Consider the following 13,391-nt stretch of genomic DNA (forward strand, 5'->3'; position numbering starts at 1 on the left):
GACTCAAAATGCATAACCCTGTGGGAGCGGGCTTGCTCGCGAAAGCGGTGTGTCAGTCGACATCAACATTGAATGTCAGTCCGCTTCGCGAGCAAGCCCGCTCCCACAGGAGTTGTGGTGGGCCAGATATCTGCGGCCAGGTACACAGGATTTCTTCAGTGCAAAAAAAGGCCTGCAATGCAGGCCTTTTCATTTTCCGAAATCCTACGGCTTATGTGCCCGGGACAGGAATTCGTGGGACTGCATTTCCAGCAGGCGACTCAGGGTGCGCTGGAACTCGAAGTTCAGGCGACCGCCGGTGTAGAGGTCTTTGAGCTCGACTTCAGCAGAAATGATCAGCTTCACGTTGCGGTCGTAGAACTCGTCGACCATGTTGATAAAGCGTCGGGCGATGTCGTCGGTAGTGACGCTCATTTGCTCGACACCGCTGAGCAACACGGCGTGGAAGATCTTGCCCAGTTCGATGTAATCGTTCTGGCTGCGCGGGCCGTCACAGAGTTCGCGGAAGTCGAACCAGGCCACGTCATCGCACGTGCGCAAGGCACGGATTTCGCGGTTCTCGATCATCAGCACATCGTTCTCGATGGCTGCCGTGCATTCCGGCGTCAGGGCGCGGAAGCTCTTGCGCAGGCTTTCGTGGGACTCCGCGTCGAGCGGAAAGTGGAACAGCTCCGCTTGCTCAAGGTGACGCAGACGGTAATCGACGCCGCTGTCGACGTTGACGATCTCGGTGTTCTGCTTGATCAGCGCAATCGCTGGCAGGAAGCGCGCACGTTGCAGACCGTCCTTGTACAGACCATCCGGCACAATGTTCGACGTCGCGACCAGGGTCACGCCGTTCTTGAACAGCTCTTCCATCAGCGTGCCGAGGATCATCGCGTCGGTGATATCGGACACGAAGAACTCATCGAAACAAATCACCCGGGCTTCGTCGGAGAAGCGCTTGGCGATGATGGTCAGCGGGTTCTTCTCGCCGCCGAGGGTCTTCATCTCTTCGTGCACGCGCTTCATGAAGCGGTGGAAGTGAGTGCGGACCTTTTCCTTGAACGGCAGCGCTTCGAAGAAGGTGTCGACCAGATAGGTCTTGCCACGGCCGACACCGCCCCAGAAGTACAGACCCTTGACCAGTGCCGCGTCTTTCTTGCCAAACAGTTTGCCGAACAGGCCCGGTTTGCTGTGCGAGGCCGCGACCAGATCGTCGTACAGGCGCTGCAAGTGGCGCACCGCAGTTTCCTGCGCGGCGTCATGGAAGAATTCCGGGCGTTTCAGATCAGCTTGATATCGTTCTAGGGGCGTCATAATTCGTTAGCAAGGCAACAAAAACGGGCCGTCACTGTAGCGACGGCCCGTGGGAATGGCAATCAGCCCTTGGTCGGGCCGAGCCGCTGATTTATTCCTGAACCGGTGTCAGGGCAACTCGCAAGGTCTCGATGGCAGCATCACGAGCGGCGCTGTCAGCAAAGGCCGGGCTGTCGGCAATGCACTCGTCTTCCAGCCAGACGCTGAAGCTCAGGTCTTCGTTGCGCACGTCCAATGGCTGACCCGATTGCAGTTGCTTGGTCACCTGGCCGGCGGTTTTACCGTCGGCGAAGTGGCGCGACAGCAGCAGCTGCTCGCCGTCGGCCGCCAGCAGGCGGAAGCGGAAACTGCCGTCGTCTTCACGGAAACTGACGAAACGCGCGGCTTTCGCGGCTTTCTTCTTGGTGGTGGTCGCGACTTGGGTCTGTGCGACGAAAGAACGCAGACCCACCGCTTCACGCAGTTCGTGGAGGAACGGTGTCGCTACCGAGCGGGCCTTTTTGGCGCCGATCTGCAGGATGTCTTCCAGGTCTGCCGGGCGTTCGATCAGCTGGTGGTAACGCTCGCGGGACTCACCCAGCTCGCTGTCGAGCAACTGGAACAGGCGATTCTTCGCCTCGCCCCAACCCAGGCCCTGCAACAATTCGCTGCGGAATTCGTCGGACTGCGCCGGGGTAGCGAAGGCCTGGAACAAGGTGAACAGGTGCGAGTTATCCGGATCCTTCGCCTCGCCCGGCGCACGGGAGTCGGTGACGATCCGTGAAATCGCGTCCTTCATTTCCTTGGCGCTGCTGAACAACGGAATGGTGTTGTCGTAGCTTTTCGACATCTTGCGACCGTCGAGGCCTGGCAGCGTGGCGACGCTTTCTTCGATCAGCGCCTCGGGCATGGTGAAGAATTCTTTGCCCTGGCCGAACAGGTGGTTGAAGCGCTGGCCGATGTCACGGGCCATTTCCACGTGCTGGATCTGGTCACGACCGACCGGCACCTTATGGGCGTTGAACATCAGAATGTCCGCGGCCATCAGCACCGGGTAGCTGTACAAACCCATGGTGATGCCGGCGTCCGGGTCTTCGCCGGTTTCGACGTTCTTGTCCACCGAGGCCTTGTAGGCGTGGGCGCGATTGAGCAGGCCCTTGGCGGCGACGCAGGTCAGCAGCCAGGTCAGCTCCGGGATTTCCGGGATGTCGGACTGGCGATAGAAGGTTACGCGCTCCACATCCAGGCCACCGGCCAGCCAGGTCGCAGCGATTTCCAGACGCGAGCGCTGAATGCGCAGCGGGTCATCGCATTTGATCAGGGCGTGGTAGTCGGCCAGGAAATAGAACGAATCGGCATTGCTGTCACGGCTGGCGATGATCGCCGGGCGGATGGCGCCGGCGTAATTGCCCAGGTGCGGCGTGCCGGTGGTGGTGATGCCGGTGAGGATACGGGTACGAGTCGTCATGGGTAATCGCTTGTCAGACTGCAATCAATTCGAAAGACGCGGCAGGATCAGATCCTTGAGATCGGTGAGCTTGCCATGAAAAAAGTGTCCGCATTCTGCCACTTTCAGCAGCTCATGGGGGCGATCGAGTGCGTCGGACCAGTCGTAAACGAGCTGCGGATCGATGACTTCGTCGGTTTCCGGCTGGATCAGGGTCAGCTCGCCTTGCTGCGGCAGTTGATCCTGATCGCCCAGACGCATCACCGCCGGCGCGACCATGAACAGGTGCTTGAGCGGCTCACCCTTGGCTTCCAGACGTCCGCCGAGACTTGCTGCAACAAAACCGCCGAAGGAGAATCCGAACAGCGTCAGCGGCAACTCGGGGTGTTTGACTCGCAGCCATTCGGCCACGGCCTGGGCGTCGTCGACTTCGCCGGTGCCCATATCGTGGGTGCCTTCGCTGGCACCGACGCCACGGTAGTTGAAACGTAAAGTAATCAAACCGGCGTCACGCGCAGTGCGCTGCAAGGTCGAGACGACTTTGTTGAGCATGGTGCCGCCCTGCACTGGGTTCGGATGGCAGATCAGCGCAATGCCGCGTGGCTGCTCGTTATCCAGGTAAAGGGCTTCCAGTTGGCCGACCGGGCCATCAATCACTACAGGGGTTTCGCGCATAAGCAAGGAAGGAACTCCGTGACCTCGAATCGGGTCGACTCGTCTAGCAAATTGTCTGTGCCAATCTATTGCGAGTGAATCGCGGTATACAGCGCAGGTTCGAGCCGTTAACGTAAAGCAAAGCCGTTTATAGAGGAAGGACTCGTGGAACACTCGCTCTTAGTTTGGTTGTTACCGACTCTTGCCCTGGTTGTGGGTGTCGCCATTGGTTTCCTGATCGCTCGCCTGGTGCCGAATGCCGCGCCTAGCAGCACGCAACGTCAGCTGGATGACATTCAGGAACGTTTCGACAGTTATCAGAACGAGGTGGTTACCCACTTCAACAGCACTGCAACACTGGTCAAAAAGCTGACTCAGAGCTATCAGGAAGTGCAGGATCACCTCGCCGAGGGTGCCAACCGCCTGGCCCTGGACGAGCAAACCCGCCAACGCCTGCTGGCCTCGCTGCACGCCGATGCAGCAGCCGCCCCACGGGAACGCCTGACGCCGCCGCGCAATCAGGAGCCGCCTCGCGACTACGCCCCCAAAGCCCCGAACGCGCCGGGCATGCTCGATGAGCATTACGGCCTGAAGAAGTAATCAGGTTTCGCGCGACATGAAAAAGCCCCCGGATGAGTGATTGTCCGGGGGCTTTTTTGTTGCTGATGATTTAGTTGCCAGTTCGGGCCTCTTCGCGAGCAAGCCCGCTCCCACATTTGGAATGCACTCCCCTGTGGGAGCGGGCTTGCTCGCGAAGAGGCCCTGACTGACGACACAAAACGCTTATGGATACTGCTGAACCGTACCTTACTGTTGCTGACCACCATACTCCTGGCCAGGAATCGCCTTCAGGTTGACCTCGACCCGGCGGTTCTGCGCCCGGCCATTGGCGTCACCATTGCTGGCAATCGGGTTATCCGGCCCGGCACCGCGAGCCGACAGGTTGGTACCGCTCACGCCCTGAGACGTCAGGTAAGTCGCCACGCTCTGGGCCCGGCGCTGGGACAGGTCCATGTTGTGCTGGCGGCTGCCGGTACTGTCGGTGTAGCCGACGATTTCGATCTGGTTCTGGTTGAACTCCTTGAGTGAGCCCGCCAGATTGTTCAGCGGCTGATAGAAGCTCGACGCAATGTTCGCCGAATCGGTGGCGAAGGTGATGTTACCCGGCATGATCAGTTTGATCTGATCACCCTGGCGCTGCACTTCCACCCCGGTGTTGGCCATGCTGGCGCGCAGCTTTTTCTCTTGCTGGTCGGCGTAATAACCGTAACCGGCAGCGGAAGCACCCACCACGGCGGCGCCAATCAGCGCGCCCTTGCCACGGTTATCGTGATTGATGGCGGCACCGGCCAAAGCACCGGCCAGAGCGCCGAGGCCACCGTATTTAGCGGTTTTGCTCATGCCCGTGGAACCACCGTCGGCCTGGCCCTGGTTGTCGTAAGGGTTAGGCGAGGCGCAGCCAGACAGCAAGGCCACAGCCGTAGCGACAATAATCAAACGCTGCTTGGTGAACATGAAGAGCTCCTTCTTTTTGCATTCTGTGGTGCAACGGACAAGGCATTAGCCTTTGCGGGCGTTGGATTGTTTCGGCGGACAAAAATTCCGTCCGTAACAATTAAGCCCGTACAAAAGGGTTCTCGCGCATTTCATCGCCCAGACGTGTGTCCGGACCATGCCCGGTCACCACCGTCGCCTCTTCATCGAGGGTGTACAGCCGCTGCTTGATCGACCGCACGATGGTCGCCTGATCGCCACCCCACAAATCCGTGCGCCCTACTCCGCGACGAAACAACGTGTCACCGGCAATCAGCAGCTTAGCCTCTGAAAACCAAAAGCTCATGGAGCCCGGCGTATGACCCGGTGTGTGCAACGCCACACCGCAGCCGCATGCCAGTTCTTCATCATCGGCCAACCAGCGATCCGGCGGCGGCACTGGCGTGTAGGGCACACCGAACATCTGGCACTGCATTTCCAGGTTGTCCCACAGAAATTGATCTTCTTTATGCAGGTGCAGGGTTGCGCCGGTTTTCTCCTTCAACTGACCGGAAGCCAGGAAGTGATCGAGGTGCGCGTGAGTGTGAATGATGCTGACCACCTTCAGGCCCAGTGCGTCGAGCCGCGCAAGGATCAGTTCGTGATTGCCGCCCGGATCGACCACGATGGCCTTTTTGGTGATCGGATCGCCGATGATCGTGCAGTTGCACTGCAACGGGCCGACAGGGAAGGTTTCGCGGATGAGGGCGGTATTCGGGGTTTGCATGGGGTTAATCCTGGTGCCAAGGCTGGGTACTGCGGTTATGATCCGCAAAATTGATAGGTTATCCTCGCGCCGCGCCCATTTTGAAACAAGCCGGCAGGACGCCAATGCCTGGTTCAAACGACTCTTGAAGCGTTTTTTGTAACGCTCAGCTCAAAAAGGATAATCCCATGCAAGAAGACTATCTCCTTCGTCAGGACATTAAAGGTATCCAAGCCTGGGCACAGGTCTGAACCATGCCTGAGATCCCGGTAGACTTGCGCTGTAAAACGGCCTGCGCGTTTGTGGCAGGACGCGAGCACCTCAAAACTCAAACGCCTTGCCAGGACTTTGTCGCGGCCAGAGAGTCCAACGAGGTGACCTGCATTTCATTGGCCAATGGGGCCGCCTCCCGAGCCAGCTCCGAAATCGGCGCCCAGGTAGCGGTCACGGCCACCCTGGCCTTTGTCTGCAAAAACTTTGAAAGCCTCTGGCAAAACATGGACAAACACAACGCGAAGGCAGCCCAGCGACTGGTTAATCGCTGCCTGGACGCGTTCAGGCGCAAATCTGCAAAGCTCGGCGGCGAGATCAACGACCTGGCCTGTAGCTTGTCATTCGTCGCTTACTCACGAGGCCGTTACCTGGCAGGCCACTTGGGCGATGGTGTCATCGCAAGCGCTGATGCGGACGGACACCTTCAGGCACTTTCTCATCCGGAAAATGGCGAGCCAGCCAATAGCACCCTGTTTCTGACTGACCATAAAGCGGCGTCGCGGCTCAGGTTGTACCGTGGGCAAATCGAAGCCACGACTGGCTTCGCGATCATGAGCGACGGCACTGCAGAAAGCCTCTATGACAAAGCCAGCGGCGTCCCCGCCCCAGCGATTCAAAAGTTGCTGGAGTTAAATGCAACGCTGCCCAGAAAAAAAATGAAGGAAGTGCTGGCTGACAACCTGCAACAGTCCATTGCCAGTCAAACCGAAGATGACTGCTCCCTGGGCTTACTGTCGATCCTGAAGCCCTGAATCGACGTGAGGCAAACTCCCCGCAGTGACTGCCTCCGAGGAGAAATGACCGAAACCTCTGATCGCAAGGCCCACCTTGTGTCGGAGGTATTCAGATGGCGATTACTGCAATACACCCAACTCTTTCGCCCTGGCGACCGCTTGCGTGCGCCGTTCAACCCCGAGCTTGCTGTTGATATGGCTGGCATGGGTTTTCACCGTGTGCAGCGAAATAAACAACTGATCGCTGATTTCCTGATTCGAACAGCCTTGGGCAATCAGTCGCAGGACGGCCATTTCCCGCGTACTGAGTTGTTCCGCTGCGGCGGACGACTCCGCGGGACGGGCTGCCACTGTTGGAAGTTGTTCTGAAAGGCTCTGTGAAACGGGCGTCGGCACACCGAGTTGAAGTTGGTTACGCAGCCAGTCCGGATGTTCCGCCAACAACCTGTCAAACGGTTGCAGCACGCCACCGGCCGCCGCTTCCAGCGCCTGCCCCAGAGCCTTGCGGGCCTCGGGTTCGCGTCCGCTCCCCAGCAACAATGTCACTTTTTGAGTCAGTGCCATCACACTGAGCAGCTGCCTTCCGGTTTGCTGCCCATGCTCAAGCAACGCGTTCAATCGTCCTTCGGCCAGCATCGGCTGCCCCTGAATGACCTCCAGCAAGGCCTGCTGCAACTCGATATGCAGCGGCAGTTGCGGATGGAACTCCGGAGGGGCTGCCGCGTGTTCGCCGTTGTAGGTCTGGCCCAAGCGAGCGAGCCAGGCTTCGGCCAGATCGGTACGTCCCTGAGCCAGCCAGAGTTCGCATTTGACCAGGGTGATCATCGCCAGGTAGTAGATCGGTGGCACGTCCCAGATGTGCATCAGGCGTTCGGCTTCGGCGAGTTCGGCAAAGGCTTTGGCGAATTCGCCGCTGCTGCCCTCAAGCCTGGCAATCACGCAGTGACCGATCAATACGCTGATATCACGACAGGCGCGTGCTTCATTCAAACCGGCTTGCAACCGGGCCCGCGCGGCTTGGGGCTGCAAGCGCAGGGCTAACAAAAAGCCTTCGTACAACGTCAGTCGCGCGCGTACGGCATAGAGCCGTTGCGGGGATAACGGTTGCAGGCGTTGCAGCCCCTGGCGCACTTCATCCAGCGCACGCAGGATTTCCCCTCGCGCTTGCAGCACGCGAGCGCGGTCGTAATGGGCCAGCGCTTCGAACAGCGGATTGCCGACCCGTTGCGCCAACTCCAGAGATTCACGGTTCAATCCGCGGGCACGCCACAAGTCGCCGTCGGCAATGGCCAGGTTGGACAGGGTCGAGAGGCACATCAGGCGCTGCCCGTAGCGTTTGGCCGGCAGACTCTCTTGCGCTTCGGTGCAATAGAGCAGGGTCAGCTCACGATTGCCGCGCCCGCGAGCGATGACACCGCTCAGGGCCAGCCATTGCGCCAGCATGGATTTCTGTGCAGTGGCGGACGGGGCCGGCAGGAAGCGGCTCAAATGACTGGCCAGCTCCTCGGCGGCGTCCAGCTGACAGGCCAGCCCCAACGCCCAGCTGTACAGCACGATCAGCCGTGGTGTGCTGATCAGCAGGCTGTCGGGCAAGTCCATTTTCCAGCGCAGCAACATGCCGACGTTCTGTTCGGCCAGCAGTTGTTCTTCGGACAGGTTCTGCACCAGGTTCGCCGCGACGTCCAGGTGCCCGGCGCGCAATGCCTGCTCCACCGCTTCATCGAGCAGCCCCTGGGCATTGAACCAGCGACAGGCGCGCAGGTGCAGGCTGGCCGCCGGCACCATCGCTTGCGCGGTAGGCCGGGTGCGCAACAGGTCGGAAAACAAATGGTGGTAGCGATACCAGTGACCGTTTTCATCCAGTGGCACCAGGAACACCTGATGGGCCAGCAGAAAACGCAGGATCTCGGCACTGTCATGGGCTTCGCGAACGGCATCGCACAGTTCGCTGCAAAAGCGCTCCTGAGGTGCCGTGTCGTAAAGGAATGACTGCACCTCGGCGGGCAGACAATCGATGACTTCTTCCAGCAGGTAATCGCGGATCAGCCCTTCCCCGCCATGCAAGGCCTGCGGAAAAGCACCCTGGGAGCCCGCTTCAGACGCCGCCAGCAGCCAGAAACGCAGCCCGGCGACCCAACCTTCGCTGCGCTGGATGAGGCTCTCCAGTGCTTCGCCGCGCAAAGAGCTGCTGTGCCGATCAAGCAGGGTCAGGGCCTCTTCGTGAGTCAGGCGCAAGTCCTGTTCATTCAACTCGAGCAGTTGCCGCGACAGCCGCAGGCGCGCCAGATGCCAGTCCGGCCGCTGCCGACTGGTGACCATGACCAGCAACCCGTCAGGCAGGTGATTGAGGAAAAATTGCAGGCAGCGATCGAGAACCGGGCCCTGCGCCAGATGGTAGTCATCCAGCACCAACAGCAGGGGCGTACTCGCAGACAGGTGCACGGCCAACTCATCGAGCAAACCGTCCAGCCATTCTTCAAAGGCAAACGGCTGGTGCCGCTGGCGCATTTTCAACAGACCCAGGGACCGGCTGCCCAGTTGCGGAAAAAAGTCCTGGAGGCCTTCGAGCAACCGCTCAAGAAAACGTCCGGGATCGCTGTCTCGCGGGCTCAACCCCAGCCACAGACTTTGCCAGTGAGCCGGCAAGCCCTGACAGAATTCCACGGCCAACGAACTCTTGCCAAACCCCGCCGGTGCGCTGACCAACAACAACCTGCCACCGAGGCCCGCACTCAGGCGCTCGCACAGACGAGGCCGCAGCACATGGCCGTCAGGCAACGGAGGCCGAAAAAAACGCCCGTCCAGTGCGACGACGGCAACGCTTGCAGGGCCCAGGTGTGGGGACAAATCAGTCATGGCCGGCTCTTGTTTGAATGGCGGTTGGCGGCGTTGCAGATGTCCGCAGCCTAGCGGTAAACGAAGAGGGATTGAAGGTTGTTGCTACAAATGGCTACAAAAAGACCGTAGGAGCATGGCTTGCCCGCGATTGGCGGTGACGCGGTGTATCGATAATCATGCGGAGGTAATACGGACGCCATCGCGAGCAAGCTCGGCTCCTACATTGATGTGAACTGCAAAAAAAACGCCCCGAACCAGTCGGGGCGTTTTTCGAGGATGCTGCCTCTGTTCAGGACTATTTAGCGAACACCATCCTGGCGCAGAGCGGCCGGAGTGAAGTCGCTGGTGGTGGCGGTAAAGCCGAAGTCATAAGCCGATTTCTCTTCGTTCTTCATGCCCAGCGCCAGGTAGCGGCCCGATTGCAGGTCGTACAAGGTTTCCAGGGTGTACCACGGCACTTGAACGTTGTAGTAGTTCTGGGAATGAGCTTCCGCCACACGCCACAGTTGATTACGACCGTCGTAGTGATCGATCACGGCCGCTTGCCAGGTGTCTTCGTCGATGTAGAAGTCACGCTTGGCATAGATGTGACGCTGACCTTCCTTCAAGGTGGCCACCACATGCCAGACCCGGCGCAGCTCGTAACGCGCCAGGTCCTGGTTGATGTGACCGGCCTTGATGATGTCGTCGTACTTGAGTTGCGGCGAGTCGAGCTTGTAGCTGTCGGAGGCGATGTACATCTCTTTCTTGCCTTCGAGCTTCCAGTCGTAACGATCCGGGGCACCGTTGTACATGTCCAGGTTGTCGGAGGTACGCAGGCCATCGGCTGCGGTACCCGGCCCGTCATAGGACACTTGTGGTGCGCGACGCACACGACGCTGACCGGCGTTGTAGACCCACGCCGAACGCGGTTCCTTCACCTGGTCGAGGGTTTCGTGCACCAGCAGCACACCACCGGCCAGACGTGCCGGCGCGGTCACCTTCTGCTTGAAGTAGAACAGGATGTTGCCCGGGTTCGCCGGATCGTAATCCTTCATCTTGTCGCGGAACACGAACTGGTCCTGGAAGTACACCAGGCTGTACGAGCCGTTAGGCTGCGGCGTGGCCTGGGTCACCAGACGGGTCACGCTGCCACCGCGATAGCGGGTGATGTGGTTCCAGATGACTTCGACGCCGGTCTTCGGAATCGGGAATGGAACGGCAGTTTCGAAGTTCTCCAGACCGTTGCCGCCGGACACCAGATTAGTGGCGGTAGCGTTTTTCTTGATGGAGGCAAACACGGCATCCGGCACGGTCGCGCCGCGATGGGACGGGTAGACCGGCATCTTGAAGGTTTCCGGGTAGCGCTTGAACATCGCGTATTGGCCCGGTGCGAGTTTGTCCTTGTACTGGTCGACGTTCTGCGCGGTGATGGTGAACAGTGGTTTTTCACTGGCAAACGGGTCGGACAGGAAACCTTTGCTGTCGGCGGTGCCGGCATTTTTCGCCATCGGCTTCCAGGCCGGGATCGATCCGTCAGCGTTACCCGCCATCTCGGCGCCCATCGGGGTCAGGCTTTTGCCCAGTTTGTCCGCTTCGGCCGCGGGGACCGCCGCCATGACGCCGGTCGCCAGCAGCGAAAGCCCCAGAACACCGACGTGGAACAGACTCTTTGTTATTTTCATAAGTGCGTTCGTCCTGATAATGCAGTGCTTAGAAGTTCACGCCGAAGCTGAGCGCAACGAAATCGCGGTCATCGACGGTGGTGTACTTGCCATCAAAGAAGTTGGTGTAAGCCAGGCTCGCGGTGTAGGTGTTCTGGTACTCGGCATCGACGCCCAGGCTCACCGCTTTGCGACCTTCCTCGAAGTTGCCGCCAGGGCCAGGCGAGTAGCCTTCCACGTCATGAGACCAGGCCACGTTCGGCTTGAGGTTCACACCGGCGAATACGTCGTTGTATTCCCAGATGGCACGACCACGGTAGCCCCAGGAGTTTGCAGTGGTGAACCCGTCGTTTTCGCAATAGCGACTGACGTTGTTTTGCGGGCCGCCTGCCAGGGTAGAGGTGTTCAATGCCACGCACTGACCACTTGGCAATGGACCAGGGCCGTAGCTCGGGTCACGGCCGTAACGCGCTTTGGAAGAGCTTTCCAGACCGCCAACGTGAGTAAAGCCAACCTCGCCCACCAGGGTCAGTCGCTCGGCGCCCATCACCTGGTCGAAGAAGTGAGTCAGGGTCGTCTGGAGCTGGGTCACTTCCTTGCGGCGATAGCCTTGTTGATCCTGCCCTGGCGTCCCCTGAAGCACGGAAACGTTAGGGTTCAGAGGCGTCAAACCGGAAAAGAGAATGTCGGTGGTGTTGAGCTGAACCGGAGCATTCGGCCGGTAGCTGACTTCACCACTCCACGCAGTACCTGTCGGTAACGTGGTGGAGAAGCTCAAGCCATACAGGCGAATATCTTCAGGGTACTCGACGTAGTAGCTGGAGTTACCAGCCACCACCAACGGCAGCAAGGTCGGGGCCAGGCCTGCCGCGACACCGGCCGGAACACCCGCAGCCCTCAGTGACCCCACCAGGCCCGCCGCGCTGTAAGCGCTCGCCGGAGCACCTTTGCCGCTGAAAATCGGCGCACGGCTGTGGTAATTCATGAAGTAGGCGCCGAACTCGGTGTCCAGCGGATCGAACATGTATTTGAAGGACACACCGAATTGACCGCTGTCACGGGCGTCGCGGTCCGGACCGCGACGAACGATTACACCTTCATCCGGGTTGCCCCAGGTCACGCCTTTGGCAGCCAGGGTATTGATGCTGGCATTACGCAGCGAAGCCGGCAGCCCCGCAGCCGTCAATGCGCTGTTGAGTCCGTTACGGGTGCGCAGTACGGCCAGGTTGTTATCACAGCCATCCGCAATCACGTCCGGTTGCGAGAAGAAGGTGCCGCAGTTGTCGACAACGGTCTGGTCCCATTCGAGCTGGTAGAAGGCTTCGGTCGAGAGGTTCTCGGTGAGACTCTGGGACACGTAGAACATGTTGACCGGGATCAGGCCTTCCTTGATCTCGGCACCTGGACGACGGAACGCGGACACGTCGATCGGGTTGATCGAGTTGATGCCGCCGCCGATGAAGGTACTTTCACCCCAACTCACTACTTGCTTGCCCAGACGCACGGAGCCCGGCTGATCGGCAACGGAGTAGTTGTGGTAGACGAAGGCGTCGAGGATCTCGCCGCCGGAGGACTTGGCGCCTTCCTTGCGGTTGCTGTCGCTGATGTCCTTGAACGGACGGCTTTCGTCCTTGAGTTCAAAGTCGTACCAGTATTTGCCACGGACGAAAACGCCGGTATCGCCATATTTCAATTCAAGGTCATGGATGCCTTTGAAGATCTTGGAGAACGTTTCGCCGCTCTTGAAGTTCAGGTGACCGTCGTCGGAAGTCTGGGACAGGCCGCGGCCGCCGTTGTTGACGCCTATGAGGTTCTTGTTGGCATTTTGAGTAGACCAACTGGCACCGACCGACAGGGACGAGTCGAACTGACCTTCGATTTCACCAACGTTGAAACTGACGCCGAATGCTGGCCCGGCGAGCGTAGAGGCAAGACTGACCGCCAGGGGCAGTTTTGCCCTGCGCCAGAACTGGTTTACTGATGTCATCGACGCTACTCCATGTGCATTATTGTTATGGCAGTGAGCACTTCTAAAAACGCTGTGGATAACTGGGAGCCAAGGTAGTCCCTAAGTCATTCCAAAGTTGCATCGCCCCGGTTTGTGCGTTTGCTCCGTTCTTAAAAATCCTTGAGCGGACTATAGCCAGCAGGTAGTACTGCTTGATCCCTCTAAAGTGTGATTTGCAGCTGCCAGCCACTCTGGAACAGTCCTTTGCCAAGCCGACACCCGTCGGCACGGCAAGAATGGCTGAAATTTCAGATTTGACAAGCCAAGCGCTTGCTTG

General features: G+C 59.3%; 10 protein-coding genes. 2 read left to right on the plus strand and 8 right to left on the minus strand.

Annotated elements, in window-relative coordinates:
• Positions 1 to 204: 204 nt before the first annotated feature.
• From zapE to KGB03_RS29340, 3 genes are all read right to left on the minus strand, one after another.
• A complete protein-coding gene (gene zapE / locus KGB03_RS29330) occupies positions 205 to 1,299 on the minus strand; it encodes a cell division protein ZapE (RefSeq protein WP_223530692.1) in 1,095 nt (364 codons plus the stop codon).
• 91 nt (positions 1,300 to 1,390) lie between these two features.
• Positions 1,391 to 2,746 carry a tryptophan--tRNA ligase gene (locus tag KGB03_RS29335; RefSeq protein WP_218537983.1) on the minus strand — a complete coding sequence of 452 codons (1,356 nt, stop codon included), beginning with the start codon at positions 2,744 to 2,746 and terminating at the stop codon, positions 1,391 to 1,393.
• Positions 2,747 to 2,770: 24 nt separating this feature from the next.
• Positions 2,771 to 3,400 carry an alpha/beta hydrolase gene (locus KGB03_RS29340; RefSeq protein ID WP_218537984.1) on the minus strand — a complete coding sequence of 210 codons (630 nt, stop codon included), beginning with the start codon at positions 3,398 to 3,400 and terminating at the stop codon, positions 2,771 to 2,773.
• A 144-nt stretch (positions 3,401 to 3,544) separates the two neighbouring features.
• On the opposite strand from KGB03_RS29340, the gene KGB03_RS29345 reads away from it, so the two are divergent.
• Positions 3,545 to 3,979, plus strand: a complete 435-nt coding sequence (locus KGB03_RS29345) for a YhcB family protein (protein ID WP_008155956.1) — start codon at positions 3,545 to 3,547, stop codon at positions 3,977 to 3,979.
• Positions 3,980 to 4,186: 207 nt separating this feature from the next.
• Here KGB03_RS29345 and KGB03_RS29350 read toward each other — a convergent pair whose 3' ends face one another.
• Both KGB03_RS29350 and KGB03_RS29355 read right to left on the minus strand, forming a co-directional pair.
• Complete coding sequence (locus KGB03_RS29350) at positions 4,187 to 4,894, minus strand: OmpA family protein (protein ID WP_218537985.1); 708 nt, start codon at positions 4,892 to 4,894, stop codon at positions 4,187 to 4,189.
• Positions 4,895 to 4,994: 100 nt separating this feature from the next.
• The gene (locus KGB03_RS29355) at positions 4,995 to 5,639 is read right to left on the minus strand and encodes an MBL fold metallo-hydrolase (RefSeq protein ID WP_046048274.1); all 645 of its coding nucleotides are present in this window, start codon (positions 5,637 to 5,639) and stop codon (positions 4,995 to 4,997) included.
• 233 nt (positions 5,640 to 5,872) lie between these two features.
• On the opposite strand from KGB03_RS29355, the gene KGB03_RS29360 reads away from it, so the two are divergent.
• Positions 5,873 to 6,643 (plus strand): PP2C family serine/threonine-protein phosphatase, encoded by a 771-nt coding sequence (locus KGB03_RS29360; protein ID WP_223530695.1) that lies wholly within the window; start codon positions 5,873 to 5,875, stop codon positions 6,641 to 6,643.
• Between the two features lie 102 nt (positions 6,644 to 6,745).
• On the opposite strand, the gene KGB03_RS29365 is transcribed toward KGB03_RS29360, so the two are convergent.
• The 3 genes from KGB03_RS29365 to KGB03_RS29375 form a co-directional block, all read right to left on the minus strand.
• Entirely contained in the window at positions 6,746 to 9,481 is a 2,736-nt protein-coding gene (locus tag KGB03_RS29365; RefSeq protein WP_223530697.1) for a LuxR C-terminal-related transcriptional regulator, read from the minus strand.
• Between the two features lie 281 nt (positions 9,482 to 9,762).
• Entirely contained in the window at positions 9,763 to 11,127 is a 1,365-nt protein-coding gene (locus KGB03_RS29370; protein WP_008155947.1) for a DUF1329 domain-containing protein, read from the minus strand.
• A 28-nt stretch (positions 11,128 to 11,155) separates the two neighbouring features.
• On the minus strand, positions 11,156 to 13,093 hold the full coding sequence (locus KGB03_RS29375; RefSeq protein WP_223530700.1) for a DUF1302 domain-containing protein: 1,938 nt from the start codon (positions 13,091 to 13,093) through the stop codon (positions 11,156 to 11,158).
• Positions 13,094 to 13,391 lie beyond the last annotated feature (298 nt).

The sequence above is a fragment of the Pseudomonas sp. BF-B-26 genome (assembly GCF_019956495.1).
Classification (GTDB): domain Bacteria; phylum Pseudomonadota; class Gammaproteobacteria; order Pseudomonadales; family Pseudomonadaceae; genus Aquipseudomonas.

Coding starts and splice junctions, on each gene's coding strand:
- KGB03_RS29350 (WP_218537985.1), bottom strand. CDS start 4,894: ATGTTCACCAAGCAGCGTTTGATTATTGTCGCTACGGCTGTGGCCTTG.
- KGB03_RS29360 (WP_223530695.1), top strand. CDS start 5,873: ATGCCTGAGATCCCGGTAGACTTGCGCTGTAAAACGGCCTGCGCGTTT.
- KGB03_RS29355 (WP_046048274.1), bottom strand. CDS start 5,639: ATGCAAACCCCGAATACCGCCCTCATCCGCGAAACCTTCCCTGTCGGC.
- KGB03_RS29375 (WP_223530700.1), bottom strand. CDS start 13,093: ATGACATCAGTAAACCAGTTCTGGCGCAGGGCAAAACTGCCCCTGGCG.
- KGB03_RS29365 (WP_223530697.1), bottom strand. CDS start 9,481: ATGACTGATTTGTCCCCACACCTGGGCCCTGCAAGCGTTGCCGTCGTC.
- KGB03_RS29335 (WP_218537983.1), bottom strand. CDS start 2,746: ATGACGACTCGTACCCGTATCCTCACCGGCATCACCACCACCGGCACG.
- zapE (WP_223530692.1), bottom strand. CDS start 1,299: ATGACGCCCCTAGAACGATATCAAGCTGATCTGAAACGCCCGGAATTC.
- KGB03_RS29340 (WP_218537984.1), bottom strand. CDS start 3,400: ATGCGCGAAACCCCTGTAGTGATTGATGGCCCGGTCGGCCAACTGGAA.
- KGB03_RS29370 (WP_008155947.1), bottom strand. CDS start 11,127: ATGAAAATAACAAAGAGTCTGTTCCACGTCGGTGTTCTGGGGCTTTCG.